Here is a 16,259-nt window from a genome sequence, read left to right as displayed (position 1 = left end):
GTGACGAGCCCGCTGCTGCATCCGCAGCTCGCCGGCTGCCGCCGCGTCTTCCTGCAGGCCTACGAGCTGCCGGTGCGCATCGGCATCCACGACTTCGAGCGCCACGCGCCGCAGCGGCTGCTGATCGACGTGGACCTGTTCGTGCCACTGGCCGCATCGACGCCGCGGCACGACCGCCTCGACGAGGTCGTGGACTACGACTTCATCCGCACGGTCATCGCCGAACGCGTCGCCCAGGGCCATGTCGGCCTGCAGGAGACGCTGTGCGACGACATCGCGGCGCGCATGCTGGCGCATCCACAGGTGCGCGCCGTGCGCGTGGCGACGAGCAAGCCCGACGTCTATGCCGACTGCGCTGCGGTCGGCGTCGAGGTCTTCCACCTGAAGGAGAAGCCGGCATGAGCGCCGTGATCGATCCGGTTCCGGCCGACCGCGCTGCCGTCAAGGCTGCCTTCGAGGCCAACAAGCTCAGCAAGCGCCTGCACCGCCTGGTCGGCCAGGCCATCGGCGACTTCGCGATGATCGAGCCGGGCGACAAGGTGATGGTCTGCGTGTCCGGCGGCAAGGACAGCTACGCGCTGCTGGACATCCTGGTCAACCTGCAGAAGCGCGCTCCGGTGCCGTTCTCGCTGGTGGCGGTCAACCTCGACCAGAAGCAGCCGGGCTTCCCGGCCGACGTGCTGCCGCGCTACCTGGCGGAACGCGGCGTCGACTTCCACATCGAGGACCAGGACACCTACTCCATCGTCAAGCGCCTCGTGCCCGAGGGCAAGACGATGTGCAGCCTGTGCTCGCGGCTGCGGCGCGGCATCCTCTACCGCGTGGCCAGCGAGCTGGGCGCCACCCGGATCGCGCTGGGCCACCACCGCGACGACATGCTGCAGACCTTCTTCCTCAACATGTTCTTCGGCGGCAAGCTCAAGGGCATGCCGCCCAAGCTGGTCAGCGACGACGGCCGGCACGTGGTGATCCGGCCGCTGGCCTACGTGCCCGAGCACGACCTCGAGGCCTGGGCTGCGCATCGCCGCTTCCCGATCATCCCGTGCACGCTGTGCGGCAGCCAGGAGAACCTGCAGCGCAAGCAGATCTCCCGCATGCTGCGCGAGTGGGAGCGCCAGCACCCGGGCCGGCTCGACACCATGGCCGGCGCGCTGGCCAACGTCGTGCCCTCGCACCTGCAGGACCGGAACCTCTACCCTTTCACGAGCCTCCAAGCCACAGGCGTCGTCAACCCGGACGGCGACAAGGCGTTCGACGATGAGGACGAGGCCTGCGCCCCGCCCCCGGCCGCCGCGCCGATCCGCTGGCACGGCCAGGACTGAGGCTCACCGGAGACACCATCATGCAAAGACGCCGCCTTCTCGCTGCCGTGGCCGCTGCCACGGCCGCCACGGCCATCACCGGATGCGCCAGCATCGACAACGTCGCGGTCGACGTGTCCAGCCAGGGCAGCTGGCCCGCCAGCCGCAAGCCCGGCACGTACGCGATCGAGCGCCTGCCTTCGCAGCAGGCCAACGCGGGCGAGCAGGACCGCATCGAGGCGGCCGCGCTGCAGGCGATCGAAGGCGCCGGCTTCAGGCGCGCCGCTTCGGCCGAGCAGGCCGAGGTGCTGATCCAGGTCGGCGCGCGGGTCTTCGAGGTGGTGCGTCGCGACCCCTTCGCCAGCAACTTCTACTGGCGCAACGACTGGTGGTTCTACGGCCCGCGCCGTCCCTTCTTCTACGGCCCGCCCTTCGGCTACAGCTACGCGTCCGACTTCCCGGACTACCAGCGCGAGGCCGGCGTGCTGATCCGCGACCGCGCCAGCCAGCAGATCGTCTACGAGACGCGGGCCAGCCACCTGGGTCGCTGGAACTCCGAGGCGCTGCTGCCGGCGTTGTTCGAGGCGGCGATGAAGGACTTCCCGATGCCGGCGCTCAACCCGCGCACCGTGGTCGTCACGCTGCCGGCGCGCTGACCGGCCCGCGGCTGCGGCGCTAGGGCGCGGCGAGCCGCCGCAGGTCCGACTGCCAGCCGCGCAGGCGGCGCTGCGCCTCCTGGCGTTGCGCCGGGGTCGTCAGGTTGTGCAGCTGGGCCGAGAGATCGCAGTTGTAGGCCTCGAGCCGCTCCTGATAACGACGATAGCCGTCGTCGGGCGAGCGCTGCACGCGCTGCCAGTAGCCGCGCAGGCCGGCGGTCGATGCGCCGCCGTTGGTGTCGGTGCCCTGCAGGCGGCGGAGCTCGTTCAGCAGATCGCGGTGCCGGCGCTGGCGCTCGGCCAGCCAGCGCTCCGCATCGAAGGGCGACGATCGCACGCCCTCGGCGATGCGCTGCCGCTGGCGGTCGCCGAGGCGGCCGTAGAGCTGCTCGGCGCGCTCGGTGGCACGTTCGACCGAGCGGGCCAGGCGCTCGGTGGGGTCGGGCTGCAGGAAGTCCTCGCGGAACTCGGCGCTGTTCCTGGCCTGCTGGCGTTCGATGTGCAGCAGCTGGTCGGTGCTGAAGCCGGCCGCGATCGCCGCCGCCTCGGGCAGGGCCTGATCGACCGCGGCGTCGGCGCGCTGGCGCAGGTCGGCGAACCAGCGGCAGGCCGTGGCCGGCGTGGTGTCCTGCAGCACCTCGGTGGCGGCGCGATCCAGCAGGGCCGCGTAGTCGGGCAACTGCGTGCGCCGGTGCCAGGCGAACCAGCGGCCGATCGCGTCGCGCACGCGCGGCGACTGCGAGTCGTCGAAGTCGACGTAGCCGTCCAGCCACCAGAAGCTCAGCTCGTCGGCCTGGCTGTACGCCAGGCGCAGCACGCTGCAGCCGGCCAGCGCCAGCATCAGCAGACCGGCCGCGATAATCGTCCACCTGCGCAACCACCCGAGCTCGAGCATGCTGGATATCGTGATCATGGCCGCCGGCAAGGGCACCCGGATGAAGTCGAACCGGCCGAAGGTGCTGCACACGCTGGCCGGGCGAGCCCTATTGCAGCACGTGCTCGGCACGGCTGCGTCGCTGGGCGCGCAAAGGCTGATCACCGTCACGGGACATGGGGCCGGCGAGGTCGAGGCGGCGATGCGCGCGGCCTTTCCGGCGGCGCCGCTCGCCTTCGTGCGCCAGGAGCCCCAGCTCGGCACCGGGCACGCGGTCCAGCAGGCCGTGCCGCTGCTCGGCGATGGCGGCACGACGCTGATCCTCAACGGCGACGTGCCGCTGATCGAGACGGCCACCGCGCAGGCCCTGCTCGCCGCGAGCGGCGGCCAGCGCCTCGCGCTGCTGACCATCGCCCTGGCCGACCCGAGCGGCTACGGCCGTATCGTGCGCGACGCCGCGCAACCCGAGCGCGTGCTCGGCATCGTCGAGCACAAGGACGCGACGCCGGCCCAGCGCGCGATCGCCGAGGTCTACACCGGCATGATGGCGCTGCCCACCGCAGCGCTGAAGCGCTGGCTCGCCGCCCTGAAGAACGACAACGCGCAGCGCGAGTACTACCTGACCGACATCGTCGCGATGGCGGTCGCCGACGGCGTGCCGGTGGTCGCGGCGCAGCCGGCTGCCGAGACCGAGGTGCTGGGCGTCAACAGCCCGCAGCAGCTGGCCGACCTGGAGCGCCGCTTCCAGCGCGCGCAGGCCGAGGCGCTGATGGCTGCCGGCGTGCGCCTGGCCGATCCGGCGCGCTTCGACCTGCGCGGCCGGCTGGCCTGCGGCAGCGACGTCGACATCGACGTCAACTGCGTGTTCGAGGGCCAGGTGACGCTGGGTGACGGCGTGCGCGTCGGCGCGAACTGCGTGATCCGCGACGCCCGCATCGCGGCCGGCGCGGTCATCCAGCCCTTCACGCACATCGACGGCGCCGGCGTCGGCGAGAGCGCGCTGGTCGGCCCGTTCGCGCGCCTGCGCCCCGGGGCCGAACTCGGGCCCGAGGTGCACATCGGCAACTTCGTCGAGGTCAAGAACTCCACGCTCGCGCGCGGTGCCAAGGCCAACCACCTGGCCTACCTCGGCGATGCGACCGTCGGCGAGCGCGTCAACTACGGCGCCGGCAGCATCACTGCCAACTACGACGGTGCCAACAAGCACCGCACCGTGATCGGCAACGACGTGCACGTCGGCAGCAACTGCGTGCTGGTCGCTCCGGTGACGCTGGGCGACGGCGCCACCATCGGCGGCGGCAGCACCATCGGCAAGGATGCGCCGGCCGGCCAGCTGAGCGTGGCCCGGGCCCGGCAGGTCACGATCGCCGGCTGGAAGCGACCGCAGAAGCAGAAGGGCTGAGCCGCGCGGCTCACTTTTACATGGCAGCGGCGCGGCGCGCCAACTCTGCACGCCGCGCGCCGCCGGGGCGCCGCTAGCATTTGCGGTCCATGCCGCGCGCCAAGATCGCCCACTACTACGGTCGCCTCAAGGTGGCGCAGGACGCGCCGCCGGAAGTCATCCGCGCCGCCTACAAGGCCCTGGTCCAGAAGTACCACCCCGACCGCCACCAGGGCAGCGTGCGCCACGAGATCGTGCTGGCCGCGCTGAACAAGGCCCAGGACGTGCTGCTCGACCCGGGTCGCCGCGCCGCCCACGACCAGTGGATCCGCGAGGAAGAGATTCGCCTGGGCCTGCGCGAGCCGACCGAGGACGGCCTCGGACTCGGCCTGGGCCTGCGGCTCAAGCTGCTGTGGCTGAGCATGCGCGAGGACGGCCTGCCCTTCGGCGAGGCCTGGGACATGAACCTCACGCGCGGCCAGCGCTGGGGCCTGGCCTTCGGCGCGTCGGTGGCGGTGTCGCTGCTGGTGGCCGGCGTGCTCGGCGCGGCGACGCTGCTGATGGCGCGCGAGGCGGTGCCCGAGTACATGTCGCCGCGCGTGCAGGGCCTGCCTGCCGTCTACGTGCCGACGGACGCACGCTGACGGGCGTGCCCGCCGACGCGCTCAGCGCGCCGGCAGCGGCAGCTCGCTGCCGAACCTGGCGCGCTTGACTGCGAAGAAGGCGCGCACGTTGCGCACATTGGCGTCGGCCGTCAACAGGCGCGCCGTGAAGGCCTGGTAGGCGTCCATGTCGGCCACGGCCACCACCAGCACGAAGTCCGGTCCGGGCGACACCCGCCAGCACTGCTGGACCGCGGCGTCGGCCACGGCGCGCGCCTCGAAGGCGTCGAGCCGCTCGTGGTTCTGTACGTCGAGCGTGACCTCCAGCAAGGCCTGCAGCAGCGGCACGCCGGCCTCGGCCAGGCGCAGCGGCGACAGCACCGCGACGAGCCGTTCGACCACCCCCAGCGATTGCAGCCGCCGCACGCGCCGGTGCGCAGTGGCGGTCGACACCTGGAGTGCCTCGCCCAGCGCCTGGTGCGACGGCGAGGCGTCGTGCTGCAGGCGGCTCAGGATCTGCAGGTCCAGGGCATCCAGGTAGGAGTCCGGCATGAGATGAAAATTTCACCTTGATTGAGATTTCGAGAAATATACGTTATCAATGAGATAACTGAGCAAATTTCTCTTGAAAGTCGTCAAGATGAGAGCAAAGTCCACATCGATCTGCCTAGCATTCGGTCATCCATCGGCTCCCGAGAGGACCCTCCCATGTGCGGCATCGTCGGCGCCGTAGGCGCACGCAACATCGTCCCCATCCTCGTCGAAGGCCTCAAGCGTCTCGAGTACCGCGGCTACGACTCCTGCGGCGTGGCCGTGTACCAGGACGGCGGCCTGCGCCGCAGTCGCAGCACGGCCCGCGTCGCCGAGCTCGACGCGCAGATCGCCGCCGATGCCGTGCAGGGCAGCACCGGCATCGCCCACACCCGCTGGGCGACGCACGGCGCGCCGGTGGTGCACAACGCCCACCCGCACGTGTCCGGCGGCCCCGGCGGCGACGCGGCCCGGCCACCCCGCGTGGCCCTCGTCCACAACGGCATCATCGAGAACCACGACGAGCTGCGCGCCGAACTGCAGTCGCGCGGCTACCTGTTCGCGAGCCAGACCGACACCGAGGTCATCGCGCACCTGATCGACTCGCTCTACGACGGCGACCTGTTCGAGGCCGTCCAGCAGGCCACGCTGCAGCTCAGGGGCGCCTACGCGATCGCCGTCGTGTGCCGCGACGAGCCGCAACGGGTGGTCGGTGCGCGCGAAGGCTCGCCGCTGATCCTGGGCGTGGGGCAGGGCGAGAGCTTCCTCGCGTCCGACGCGATGGCGCTGGCCGGCGTCACCGACCAGATCGTCTACCTGGAGGAGGGCGATGTCGTCGACCTGCAGCTCGGCAAGCACTGGATCGTCGCGCGCGACGCCGCCGGTGGCCGCCACCAGCGCGTGCAGCGCGCGGTGCGCACCGTGCACGCGCACACCGGTGCGGCCGAGCTGGGCCCGTACCGGCACTACATGCAGAAGGAGATCTTCGAGCAGCCGCGCGCCATCGCCGACACGCTGGAAGGCGTCGAGGGCATCGTGCCCGAGCTCTTCGGCGACGGTGCGCACCGTGTCTTCAAGGACATCGACTCGGTGCTGATCCTGGCCTGCGGCACCAGCTACTACGCCGGCTGCACCGCCAAGTACTGGCTGGAATCGATCGCGAAGATCCCGACGCAGGTCGAGGTCGCGAGCGAGTACCGCTACCGCGACAGCGTGCCGAACCCGAAGACGCTGGTCGTCACCATCACCCAGAGCGGCGAGACCGCCGACACGCTGGCCGCGCTGAAGCACGCTCGCTCGCTGGGCATGCCGCACACGCTGACGGTCTGCAACGTGGCCACCAGCGCGATGGTGCGCGAGTGCAAGCTGGCCTACATCACGCGGGCTGGTGTCGAGATCGGCGTGGCCTCGACCAAGGCCTTCACGACGCAGCTGGCCGGGCTCTTTCTGCTGACCCTGGCGCTGGCGCAGCAGCGCGGCCGGCTCGACGACGCGGCGGAAGCCGCGCACCTGAAGGCGCTGCGTCACCTGCCGTCGGCGCTGCAGGCGGTGCTGGCGCTGGAGCCGCAGGTCATCGCCTGGGCCGAGGACTTTGCGCGCAAGGAGCACGCGCTGTTCCTGGGCCGCGGGCTGCACTATCCGGTGGCGCTGGAAGGCGCGCTCAAGCTCAAGGAGATCAGCTACATCCACGCCGAGGCCTATCCGGCCGGCGAGCTGAAGCACGGTCCGCTGGCGCTGGTGACCAGCGCGATGCCGGTCGTGACCGTCGCGCCCAACGACGCGCTGCTGGAGAAGCTGAAGAGCAACCTGCAGGAAGTGCGCGCCCGCGGCGGCGAGCTCTTCGTCTTTGCCGACGCCGACACGCGCATCGAGTCCAGCGAAGGCGTGCGCGTGATCCGCATGCCCGAACACTACGGCCCGCTGTCGCCGCTGCTGCACGTGGTGCCGCTGCAGCTGCTGGCGTATCACACCGCGTGTGCACGCGGGACGGATGTCGACAAGCCGCGCAATCTCGCGAAGAGCGTGACGGTCGAGTAGGACGAAAAAAGGGCACCCACCTCGCGGTGGATGCCCTCGTTCGACGGCGGGCTCGACCTAGCCCTTCACGCACACCACCTGCTTGAGCGTGTGCACGACGTCCACCAGGTCCTGCTGCGCGGCCATCACGGCGTCGATGTCCTTGTAGGCCGCGGGCGTTTCGTCGATCACGTCCTTGTCCTTGCGGCACTCCACACCTTCCGTCGCCGCGCGATGGTCGGCCAGCGTGAAGCGGCGCTTGGCCTCGCCGCGGCTCATGACGCGGCCGGCGCCGTGCGAGCAGGACTCGAACGACTCGGCGTTGCCCTTGCCGCGCACGATGTAGCTGCGCGCCCCCATGCTGCCGGGAATGATGCCCAGCTGTCCCGCCTTCGCGCTCACCGCGCCCTTGCGCGTGACGTAGACGTCCTCGCCGTAGTGGCGCTCCTTCTGCACGTAGTTGTGGTGGCAGTTGACCGCCTCGATGTGGCTCTGGAAGTTCTTGCGGATCACGGTCTTCGCCGCTTCGATCACGCGCTTCATCATCACCTCGCGGTTGATGGAAGCGAACGTCTGCGCCCAGCCCACGGCGCGCACGTAGTCGCCGAAGTAGCGGCTGCCTTCCTCGAAGTAGGCCAGGTCGCGGTCGGGCAGGTTCGCGTTGTTGCGCATCGCGTCCCGCTTCGCCAGCTCGATGAACATCGTGCCGATGAAGTTGCCCACGCCGCGCGAGCCCGAGTGCAGCATGAACCACACGCTGCCGGCCTCGTCGAGGCAGACCTCGATGAAGTGGTTGCCGGTGCCCAGCGTGCCCAGATGCTGGATGTGATTGGTCTTCTCCAGCTTCGGGTAGTCGCGGCACAGCTCGGTGAACTCGGGCTCCAGCTGCGCCCAGGCCGTGTTCACGCTGCCCGGCGGCTTCTGCCAGGCACCCGGGTCGCGCGAACCCGGCGCACGCCCATGCGGCACCGCGCGTTCGATCGCCGAGCGCAGCGGGCCGAGGTTGTCGGGCAGGTCCTCGGCCACCAGCGTGGTCTTGCAGGCCATCATGCCGCAGCCGATGTCCACGCCGACGGCCGCCGGGATGATGGCCTTGAGCGTGGGGATCACCGAACCGACGGTCGCACCGATGCCGAAGTGCACGTCGGGCATGGCCGCGATGTGCTTGAAGACGATGGGCAGGCGCGCGGCGTTCTCGAGCTGGCGCTTCGCGGCGTCCTCGATCGGCACGCCGCGCGTCCACATCTTGATCGGCACGCCGCCGCCCACTTCTTCGTGGATGTAGTTCGTCTCCATGATTGATTCTCCATTCCTTTGAAACAGCGCCGGGGAGGCTGCCGATGCAGCCTCTCCGGTTCATCCAGGTCCAGCGCCCGCAGCGCCTTCACCGCAACGTGATGCCGCGCGCCTTGACCCAGCGCTCGATCACGTTGCGCTCGTCCGCGCTCGCCAGCCGGTTGGCGAGCCCGCGCACCTGGACCGCTTGGTGCTGCGGGTCGACTTCGATGGTCAGCAGGCGATCGATCCGGTCCTTCGTGCAGCGCCGCAGCGACCAGATCGATGCGCGGCCGGCGATGCACTTGCCTGCGTAGGTCGACACGCAATGACGCATCGCCCGGCTTTCCATCACCAGGTCTTCGGCCTGCTTGAGTTGCCTGACCACGAAGCGCTCGCCCTTGGTCCTCGCCTCCCTGGACGAGGGTGCCCACTCCCAGTCGGCAAGTGGCGACCCCGGCCACGCGGCGTCGGCCGCCCAGGTGGGTGCGCCGGGCCCGTAGACCCGGCGCCGCATCGCCTCGATGCGCTCGATGGCGGCGATGTCGCGGTGCCACTCGTGCATGCGGCGGTTGAGCGCGGGCAAGCTGCGGCCCTCGAGGCGGTAGTCGGGGTCACGCCGCCGGCACTCGGCCAGGTAGTCGCACAGGTCGTCGATCGCTTCGACGGGGAGCGGGTTGGCGCAGAAGAACCGCACCACTCCGCGCCAGAAGTCGATCTCGCCGCGCGGCGCGCGCGCGATCTTCGAGCGTGCGATGCGCAAGGCCACGGCCGCATCGCCAGCGTAGGAGCGCGCGATGGCTTCCCAGAAGGCTTCATCGAAACCCAGACCCGCCGACGGATGGAGGAAGGCATGGACTTCCTTGCGCGTCAGCCAGGCGTTGGCGCCGGCCTTGTGGAGCGAACCACCACGCGCCACCGTGACGTACCACTGCTTGCGCAGCCGCACTTCGTCCTCTTCGAGCCCGGTGGCGTCGATCCAGATGCGCTCGAGCATCGCGGGGACCGCATACAGCGCAAAGAGGTGCCGAGCCGCTGCGAGACGCAGGCGCGCGGTGTCGCGCGTCTTCATCTGCGGATGCCAGGACCGGGGGTCGCGCTCGACCTCGCCGGAGAAGCCGCGTTCGGCTTCTTCGATCGCCTTGCCGAAGTCCGGCGTGGGCCGTGCGCCGCGCACCGAGCGGCGAAGCGCGGCATCGCAGCGTTCCAATCGTTCGCGCTCGGCGTCCTGCCTGCGCTGGATCATCGAGCGTTTCATGGTTGATTGAGTAGGTTGAGGGGAAGAAGGAATCTGGTCTCGGTGGCAGGTTTCGAACCTGCGGCCTCGTGTTCCCGAAACACGCGCGCTGCCAGCTGCGCCACACCGAGATGAGCGGGACCTCGTACACGACTCGAACGGCACCCCCCGGCTTCGCAGGCCGGGGCTCTGGCGTCCTGCCGAGCCAACGAGGCGAACAATCCATCCGGTGACGGGTTCCGGCGCCGCCCTATCGTTGCGGCCGATTTCCACCCCTGAAGCGCAAGCTCGACGAGGGTTCCTTGTTCTGGCGTCGCGTGCGGGGGTCGAACCCGCGTTCTCACCTTGAAAGGGTGCCGTCCTGGCCATCTAGACGAACACGACAAGCGTCGGACCTGGTGGATCCACTTCGGCTGTGCCCAAACGCGAGCATCCCGTCGGATGTGGTGTCTCGCTGCACGCGGTCTGGCCGGGGACCGCGCACATCCCGGACCACCAACACCATGTCGCGTGGCCTCGGAGTGCATGGACACAGCCGAAGTGGAGCGGATGACGAGTCTCGAACTCGTGGCCCGACCCGCCATGACGCATGGCGTGGCCGTGCTCTGCCCACTGAGCTACATCCGCAACTTGCAAGACGAACCCTCGGCCAGTACCGAGGTCGCCTCGCGGCAACTTGTTAAAGAGCATCCACCGCTGCCGGTGGTGGCGATCCATCGATCGCCGGGCCTGTGCCATCGCACAGGCCGGGTGAAGTGACAAAGAAAAAGGCCCGGAACCTTTCGGATTCCGGGCCTCTGCGTACAGAGCTTGGAAGGGGCGCGGCTAGGCGCTTCCTTCTCCCGGATTCAACGGACCCTCGCTCCGATCAAGGCCATAGCCCGCCGGAACGGCCGCGTGCATCGCCTCCGCCGGCAACGACGGGACGAACACGGCCAGACCCTGCAAGGGTCGGTGGGTTCGAATGACGTTGCGCGATGTCACGATGAAATCCTGTGGTTCTGGCCGTGGCTCCGGAGAGCCGGTTTCTCGATGGAGGCGGACTGTAAATAGTCTTTACCCCATCGTCAAGCCTTTGCGAGAATGAGGCCGAACTCCGTTGCATCCCGCAGACAACACGTGTCCAACATCACCCTCACGAGACGTCAGAACGCGCTCGCCCTGTTCCAGGACTACGCCGAAAGGGCATTGGCTGCCGGCGCGCCGCCCAAGGGACTCGAGCAGTCGTTCGCGGCGACGCTGCAGATCTCGCCCAGCATGTGGAGCCAGATCAAGGCCTCGCGTCCTGTCGGCGACAAGCTGGCGCGCCAGATCGAGACGCTGTGCGGCAAGGGCGCCGGCTGGCTCGACGAGCCGCGCACATCGGCCGCGCCGACGCCGGCCGAGTACGCGGTCATGCAGCTCGCGCTGGCGGCGCTGCGCGCGACCAACAGCGCAGGACGCAAGGCCTTGCGCGAGCACCTGAAGACGATCGCGGCGCAGGCGCGATGAGACCGTCGCGGTGGCCGCTCAGGCCTCGTCCAGCTCGAACGCCGCCACCTGCCGGCCGTCGATGTCGGTGAAGCCGTACTCGCGCGCCAGGTCGGCGACGCGCAGCACGCTGCCGGTGCGGCGCAGCACGTCCGCATCGGCGGCCAGCGCCGCGATGGCGCGGCCCAGGTAGCGCGGCGACTCGGTGCGTGCCAGCGCCGGGCGCTCCTGCCAGCGCGTCTCGTCGGTCTGGTGGCCGGCCAGGACCAGCTCGGTGCGCATCCAGCCCGGCGACACCGCCACCGACGCGACGCCGTGCGCGCGCAGCTCCTGCGAGATGCCGAAGGCCAGGCGGTTGATCGTCGCCTTGGCGAGGTCGTAGTAGAGGTTGCCGCGCAGGTAGCGGTCGCGGTCCCAGAACGTCGTCGCGACGATCAGACCGTGACCCTGCCGCAGCATCGCCGGCGCCGCGCAGCGGGCCGCCAGCAGGTGGTGGCGCGCGCCGCGGTCGATCATCGACTCCCAGTGCGCGAGCGGATGCTCCCAGAACGGCGCGTCGAAGACGCCGTCGAAGCTCTCGTGGCCGCCCCAGGCGTTGTTGACCAGCAGGTCGAGGCGGCCGTGGTCGGCCTGCACGCGCGCGAACAGCGCCTGCACCTCGTCGTCGCGACCGTGGTCGCAGCGCAGCGCGATGCCGCGTCCGCCCTGGCGCGAGACTTCCTCGGCGGTCTCGTCGATGCTGCCGGGCAGGGCGCTCATCGACGACAGCGCGAGGATCTGCCCGTAGCCCGCGGCCGGCTGCTCGCGCGTCGAGCGGCCGGTCACGATCACGGTGGCGCCGGCGGCTCCCAGCTCGATGGCGATGCCGCGACCGGCGCCGCGGCTCGCGCCGGTCACGACGGCCACGCGGCCGCTCAAGGGGCGTTCACCGGTCCGCATCGTCGCGCCTCCCCGTCTATGGCAGGCCGAGGCCCTGCCGGTGCACCCGCGGCGCGACGCCGAAGCGGCGCCGGAAGCTGCGGCTGAAGTGCGCCGCGTCGCTGAAGCCGTGGCCGTAGGCGATGTCGGTGATGCTGCGGTCGGCATGGCGCGGGTCGGACAGCGTGCGCTCGCAGGCGGCGAGGCGCTGCTCCCAGATCCAGCGCTCGAGCGTCGAGCCCTCGCTGCGGAACAGCTGGTGCAGGTAGCTGCGCGACAGGCCCAGTGCCGCGGCGATGCGCGGCACGTTGAGCCCGGGGTCGTGCAGGTGCGCGGCCACGTAGGCCTTGATCCGCTCCAGCTGCGCCGCGCCGGGTCTCGCGGCCTGCGGCGCCGTCCCGTCGCGCAGGCCACGCAGGCCGGCGCTCAGCACGCACAGCAGCGCCTCCGACAGGTCCTGCGCCGCGGCCGGGGCCAGCTCGGTGGTGCCGGTCGAGGCCTCGCGCAGCATCTGCATCAGCACGCGCGCGGGCAGCGCCTTAGCGGACACGCCGGTGGCCACCAGCGCGTCGCAGTCCGGCAGCCGCGTCGCGAGCGCGCGCCGCGGCACGCGCAGCACCGCCTGCTGGTAGTCGCCGTTCAGCACCAGCTCGTAGGGCCGGCGCGTGTCGTAGATGGCGAACTGGCCGGGTTGCAGCAGCGCCTCGCGGCCGTCCTGCAGCACCGCGCAGCTGCCTTCGAGCTGCAGGCTGACCAGGAAGAATTCCTCCGCGGCGCGCGCCGCGGCGCGCTGCGAGCGCATCACGCGCTTGCGGCCGTGGCCGGCCGAGCTGAAGTGCGTCAGCGACAGGTCGGCCACGTCGTGGTTCAGCATCGACGCGTCGAAGCGCTCCGGGTGGCGCACCTCGAAGCCCGACTCGACGAAGCGGTCGGACACCGCCTCGGCCCAGCGTTCGACGCGGCGCTCTGGCGGCAGGGTCAGCGTCGAGAAGCCTTTGCGGGGGGCGGCCATGGTGCGGGTCCTGGAGGGGCGGTCGGGGGAGCCTCACTGTACGCACAGTCAAGTGGGCCCGCACGCTGAGGCAAGACGGCGCGGCGCCGGCCCGCCAAGCTGCGCGGTGGTGTGCACCGGGGAAGCCGAGCGATGAATTCCGACAAGCAGCTGCAGGACTGGCGCGAGCTCGCGCTCGGCGTCGAACGCGAGGTCGCCAAGGCGGTGATCGGCCAGCCGCAGACGATCCGCCTGATCAACGTCGCGCTGTTCGCGCGCGGCCACGTGCTGCTGGAGGGCGACGTCGGCGTCGGCAAGACCACGGTGCTGCGCGCCTTCTCGCGCGCCGTCGGCGGCGACTTCGAGCGCGTCGAGGGCACGGTCGACCTGATGCCGGGCGACCTGATCTATCACACCTATGTCGACGGCGAGGGCAAGCCGCGCATCGATCCCGGCCCGCTGCTGCGCCACGGCGAGCGCCTGGTGACCTTTTTCTTCAACGAGATCAACCGCGCCCGGCCGCAGGTGCAGTCGCTGCTGCTGCGCGCGATGGCCGAGCGCACCGTGTCGGCCTTCAACCGCGAGTACCGCTTCCCGCACATGACGGTGTTCGCCGACCGCAACAAGGTCGAGAAGGAAGAGACCTTCGAGCTCGCCTCGGCCGCGCGCGACCGCTTCATGTTCGAGCTGAACATGAGCAAGCCGACCGACCGCGACATCCGGCGAGCGCTGGTCTTCGAGACCGGCTTCCACGACACCGAGGCGCTGCTCGAGCGCGTGGCGCCGGCGATCCTGCCCTGGGAGCAGCTCAACGCCATCGGCGCGCTGGTGCAGGACAGCGTGCGCTCCAGCGAGACCATCGAGCGCTACGTGCTCGACCTCTGGGAGGCCAGCGAGACGCCGCAGCGCCTGGGCATCCGCCTCGACGGCGTCGACATGAACCGGCTCATCCTCGCCGGCGCCAGCCCGCGCGGCATGAGCGCGCTGCTGCGCGCCGCGCGCGTCGTGGCCTGGCTGGCCGGCCGCACCCACCTCGAGCCCGACGACGTGCGCGCCGTGCTGCCCTCGGTGCTGGGTCACCGCGTGTTCTTCACGCCGATCTACGAGCTGCGGCGCGCCGAGCTGGCCGGCGCGCTGGTGGAGCGGATCATGGACAGCGTCGCCGCACCGTGAGCCAGGACCGATCGGAGGCCGGCGCGCTGGAGCCGGCCGAGTTCCACTACAAGCTGCCGCAGCGCTTCGGCGGGCAGCGGCCGGGCGCGCATCGCGGCACGAGCCTCGGGGCCGGCCAGCAGTTCGCCGCGCACCGGCGCCTGCTCGACCAGCCCGACCCGCGCCGCATCGACCTGCGCGCCAGCCTGCGCGACGTGCACGGCGACTGGCTGGTGCGCATCGCCCGCCAGCGCGTCGCGGTCCCGGTGCATGCGCTGGTCGACGTGTCGGCCTCGATGCGCTTCGGCGCGCAGCGCGCCAAGCTCGCACTGGTGGCCGACTTCGTCGAGGCGCTGGGCCACAGCGCCTTCCGCGCCGGCGACCCGGTCGGGCTGCTGGCCTTCGACGAGCGCGAGCGCGAGGACCTGTTCCTGCCGGCGCGTCACAGCCGCGGCATCGGCAGCGTGATGGCCGATCTGCTGCGCACCGGCAGCGACGCGGCCCCGGCGACGCGGCCGCGCGCCGGTCACGATGCGCTCGACGGCCTGCGCGCCTGCGCCGCGCGGCTCGCGGGCCGGCGCGGCCTGGTCTTCCTGGTGTCCGACTTCCACGGCATGCGGACCGAAGCCCTGGCCGAGGTGCTGGACCTACTGGCACCGGCGACGGTGCAGCCGATGCTGGCCTGGGACCCGGCCGAGGCCGAGCCGCCCGAGGCCGAGGCCCTGCTCGCGATCAGCGATGCCGAAACCGGCGTGCGCCGCACGCTGTGGCTGCGCGACAGCCTGCGCACGCAGTGGCGCCGCACGGTGGCGGCGCGGCGTGCCGAGCTGCATGCTCTGTTCGACGCGCGCGGCCTGCCGCCCTTCGAGCTGATCGACGCCGCGGGCCGCTTCGACGCCGAGGCACTGACGCGCCACTTCATGGAGAGCGTCGCATGAGGCGGGGGCTGACCGTCGCCGCGCTCGTCGCCCTCGCCGGCGCCTGTCTCGCCGGCCCCGCGGTCGCTGCCGACGCACCAGTCGACGCACCGACCAACGCATCGACCAACGCACCAGCGGTCGCGGCGCGGACCGAGCAGCCGCGCGCCTACGGCCACGTCGTCGGCGACCTGCTGACGCAGCGCGTGCTGCTGGCGCAGGACGGCCGCGCGCTCGACATCGCGCCGGCCGCGCTGCCGCCGGCCGACCGCGTCGGGCTGTGGTTCGAGCGGCGAACGCCGCGCATCGAGACCGACGCCGACGGCCGGCGCTGGCTGGCGATCGACTACCAGCTGATCAATGCGCCGCGCGTGCTGACCACCACCGCGCTGCCGGCGCTGACGCTGGCCACGAGCGCCGGCATCGCGCTGGCCGTGCCGGCCTGGCCGCTGACGATCGGCCCGCTGAGCCCGGCCGACGCGAGCGGGCCGGGCGGCCTGCAGGCGCTGCAGCCCGATCGCCTCGTCGAGCCGCGACCGACGAACGCGATCGAGCGGCAGCTGCGCACGTCGCTCGGCGCGCTGGCCGTCGTGCTGGGCCTGTGGCTCGCGTGGTGGGGCTGGCGCCAGTGGCGCGAGTCGCACCGCCTGCCGTTCGCGCAAGCCTGGTCGCGGCTGCGCCGGCTCGACGCGGCCGACCCCGCTGCCTGGCTGGCGCTGCACGAGGCGATCAACCAGAGCGCCGGCCGGGTCGTGCATGCGGCCAGCCTGCCGCGGCTGCTCGACGACGCGCCGCAGCTGCGGCCGCTGCAGGCCGAGCTGGCGCGCTTCTTCGAGGCGTCGAACGCGCGCTTCTTCGGCAGTGCGGCGGCGACGGCCTTCCCGCTGCACGAACTCGGCCGTGCGCTGCGCGCCACCGAGAAGCGCCACGCGCGCTGA

General features: G+C 71.1%; 16 protein-coding genes and 4 tRNA genes. 10 read left to right on the top strand and 10 right to left on the bottom strand.

Annotation, left to right across the window (positions count from 1 at the left end):
* The 3 genes from QZV97_RS04105 to QZV97_RS04095 are packed head-to-tail and all read left to right on the top strand — an operon-like array spanning window position 1 to window position 1,957.
* Entirely contained in the window at window positions 1–402 is a 402-nt protein-coding gene (locus QZV97_RS04105; protein WP_295638850.1) for a dihydroneopterin aldolase, read from the top strand.
* Window positions 399–1,322: a tRNA 2-thiocytidine(32) synthetase TtcA gene (gene ttcA / locus QZV97_RS04100; RefSeq protein WP_295638847.1), complete on the top strand. Its 924-nt coding sequence runs from the start codon at window positions 399–401 to the stop codon at window positions 1,320–1,322. The genes QZV97_RS04105 and ttcA overlap by 4 nt, the downstream gene beginning before the upstream one ends.
* 20 nt (window positions 1,323–1,342) lie before the next feature.
* On the top strand, window positions 1,343–1,957 hold the full coding sequence (locus QZV97_RS04095; protein ID WP_295638843.1) for a DUF4136 domain-containing protein: 615 nt from the start codon (window positions 1,343–1,345) through the stop codon (window positions 1,955–1,957).
* A 19-nt stretch (window positions 1,958–1,976) separates the two neighbouring features.
* On the opposite strand, the gene QZV97_RS04090 is transcribed toward QZV97_RS04095, so the two are convergent.
* Window positions 1,977–2,852 (bottom strand): DUF6279 family lipoprotein, encoded by an 876-nt coding sequence (locus tag QZV97_RS04090; RefSeq protein WP_295638840.1) that lies wholly within the window; start codon window positions 2,850–2,852, stop codon window positions 1,977–1,979.
* Between QZV97_RS04090 and glmU the strand changes: the two genes are divergently transcribed.
* Together glmU and QZV97_RS04080 are read left to right on the top strand one after the other, a co-directional pair.
* The gene (gene glmU / locus QZV97_RS04085) at window positions 2,851–4,233 is read left to right on the top strand and encodes a bifunctional UDP-N-acetylglucosamine diphosphorylase/glucosamine-1-phosphate N-acetyltransferase GlmU (RefSeq protein WP_295638837.1); all 1,383 of its coding nucleotides are present in this window, start codon (window positions 2,851–2,853) and stop codon (window positions 4,231–4,233) included. The genes QZV97_RS04090 and glmU overlap by 2 nt on opposite strands.
* A gap of 89 nt (window positions 4,234–4,322) precedes the next feature.
* The gene (locus QZV97_RS04080; protein ID WP_295638834.1) at window positions 4,323–4,856 is read left to right on the top strand and encodes a J domain-containing protein; all 534 of its coding nucleotides are present in this window, start codon (window positions 4,323–4,325) and stop codon (window positions 4,854–4,856) included.
* Between the two features lie 21 nt (window positions 4,857–4,877).
* Here the strand turns inward: QZV97_RS04080 and QZV97_RS04075 are convergent, their stop codons facing one another.
* Window positions 4,878–5,366, bottom strand: a complete 489-nt coding sequence (locus tag QZV97_RS04075; protein WP_295638831.1) for an Lrp/AsnC family transcriptional regulator — start codon at window positions 5,364–5,366, stop codon at window positions 4,878–4,880.
* 156 nt (window positions 5,367–5,522) lie between these two features.
* Here QZV97_RS04075 and glmS point away from each other — a divergent pair, with 156 nt between their 5' ends.
* Complete coding sequence (glmS, locus tag QZV97_RS04070; protein ID WP_295638828.1) at window positions 5,523–7,382, top strand: glutamine--fructose-6-phosphate transaminase (isomerizing); 1,860 nt, start codon at window positions 5,523–5,525, stop codon at window positions 7,380–7,382.
* Between the two features lie 57 nt (window positions 7,383–7,439).
* Here the strand turns inward: glmS and QZV97_RS04065 are convergent, their stop codons facing one another.
* The 6 genes from QZV97_RS04065 to QZV97_RS04040 form a co-directional block, all read right to left on the bottom strand.
* A complete protein-coding gene (locus tag QZV97_RS04065; protein ID WP_295638825.1) occupies window positions 7,440–8,657 on the bottom strand; it encodes an RtcB family protein in 1,218 nt (405 codons plus the stop codon).
* 88 nt (window positions 8,658–8,745) lie between these two features.
* The gene (locus QZV97_RS04060) at window positions 8,746–9,894 is read right to left on the bottom strand and encodes a PcfJ domain-containing protein (protein WP_295638822.1); all 1,149 of its coding nucleotides are present in this window, start codon (window positions 9,892–9,894) and stop codon (window positions 8,746–8,748) included.
* Between the two features lie 34 nt (window positions 9,895–9,928).
* Window positions 9,929–10,004, bottom strand: a tRNA-Pro gene (locus QZV97_RS04055).
* A gap of 8 nt (window positions 10,005–10,012) precedes the next feature.
* Window positions 10,013–10,088 (bottom strand) — tRNA-Arg (locus tag QZV97_RS04050).
* A 93-nt stretch (window positions 10,089–10,181) separates the two neighbouring features.
* A tRNA-Glu gene (locus QZV97_RS04045) sits at window positions 10,182–10,257 on the bottom strand.
* Window positions 10,258–10,414: 157 nt separating this feature from the next.
* Window positions 10,415–10,500, bottom strand: a tRNA-Thr gene (locus tag QZV97_RS04040).
* A gap of 492 nt (window positions 10,501–10,992) precedes the next feature.
* On the opposite strand from QZV97_RS04040, the gene QZV97_RS04035 reads away from it, so the two are divergent.
* Complete coding sequence (locus QZV97_RS04035; protein ID WP_295638819.1) at window positions 10,993–11,364, top strand: hypothetical protein; 372 nt, start codon at window positions 10,993–10,995, stop codon at window positions 11,362–11,364.
* Window positions 11,365–11,382: 18 nt separating this feature from the next.
* Here QZV97_RS04035 and QZV97_RS04030 read toward each other — a convergent pair whose 3' ends face one another.
* Both QZV97_RS04030 and QZV97_RS04025 read right to left on the bottom strand, forming a co-directional pair.
* Window positions 11,383–12,282, bottom strand: a complete 900-nt coding sequence (locus tag QZV97_RS04030; RefSeq protein WP_295638816.1) for an SDR family oxidoreductase — start codon at window positions 12,280–12,282, stop codon at window positions 11,383–11,385.
* 16 nt (window positions 12,283–12,298) lie between these two features.
* A complete protein-coding gene (locus QZV97_RS04025; RefSeq protein ID WP_295638813.1) occupies window positions 12,299–13,273 on the bottom strand; it encodes a helix-turn-helix domain-containing protein in 975 nt (324 codons plus the stop codon).
* A 132-nt stretch (window positions 13,274–13,405) separates the two neighbouring features.
* Between QZV97_RS04025 and QZV97_RS04020 the strand changes: the two genes are divergently transcribed.
* The 3 genes from QZV97_RS04020 to QZV97_RS04010 are packed head-to-tail and all read left to right on the top strand — an operon-like array spanning window position 13,406 to window position 16,259.
* Complete coding sequence (locus QZV97_RS04020) at window positions 13,406–14,425, top strand: MoxR family ATPase (protein ID WP_295638810.1); 1,020 nt, start codon at window positions 13,406–13,408, stop codon at window positions 14,423–14,425.
* Complete coding sequence (locus tag QZV97_RS04015; RefSeq protein WP_295638807.1) at window positions 14,422–15,342, top strand: VWA domain-containing protein; 921 nt, start codon at window positions 14,422–14,424, stop codon at window positions 15,340–15,342. The genes QZV97_RS04020 and QZV97_RS04015 overlap by 4 nt, the downstream gene beginning before the upstream one ends.
* Window positions 15,339–16,259 (top strand): calcium incorporation protein MxaA, encoded by a 921-nt coding sequence (locus QZV97_RS04010; RefSeq protein WP_295638804.1) that lies wholly within the window; start codon window positions 15,339–15,341, stop codon window positions 16,257–16,259. The genes QZV97_RS04015 and QZV97_RS04010 overlap by 4 nt, the downstream gene beginning before the upstream one ends.

It is taken from the genome of uncultured Methylibium sp. (genome assembly GCF_902826655.1).
In the GTDB taxonomy this organism is placed as follows: domain Bacteria; phylum Pseudomonadota; class Gammaproteobacteria; order Burkholderiales; family Burkholderiaceae_C; genus Methylibium.
The sequence above is the reverse complement of the archived record's forward strand: the minus strand, read 5'-3'. Positions and strand labels throughout refer to the sequence as shown.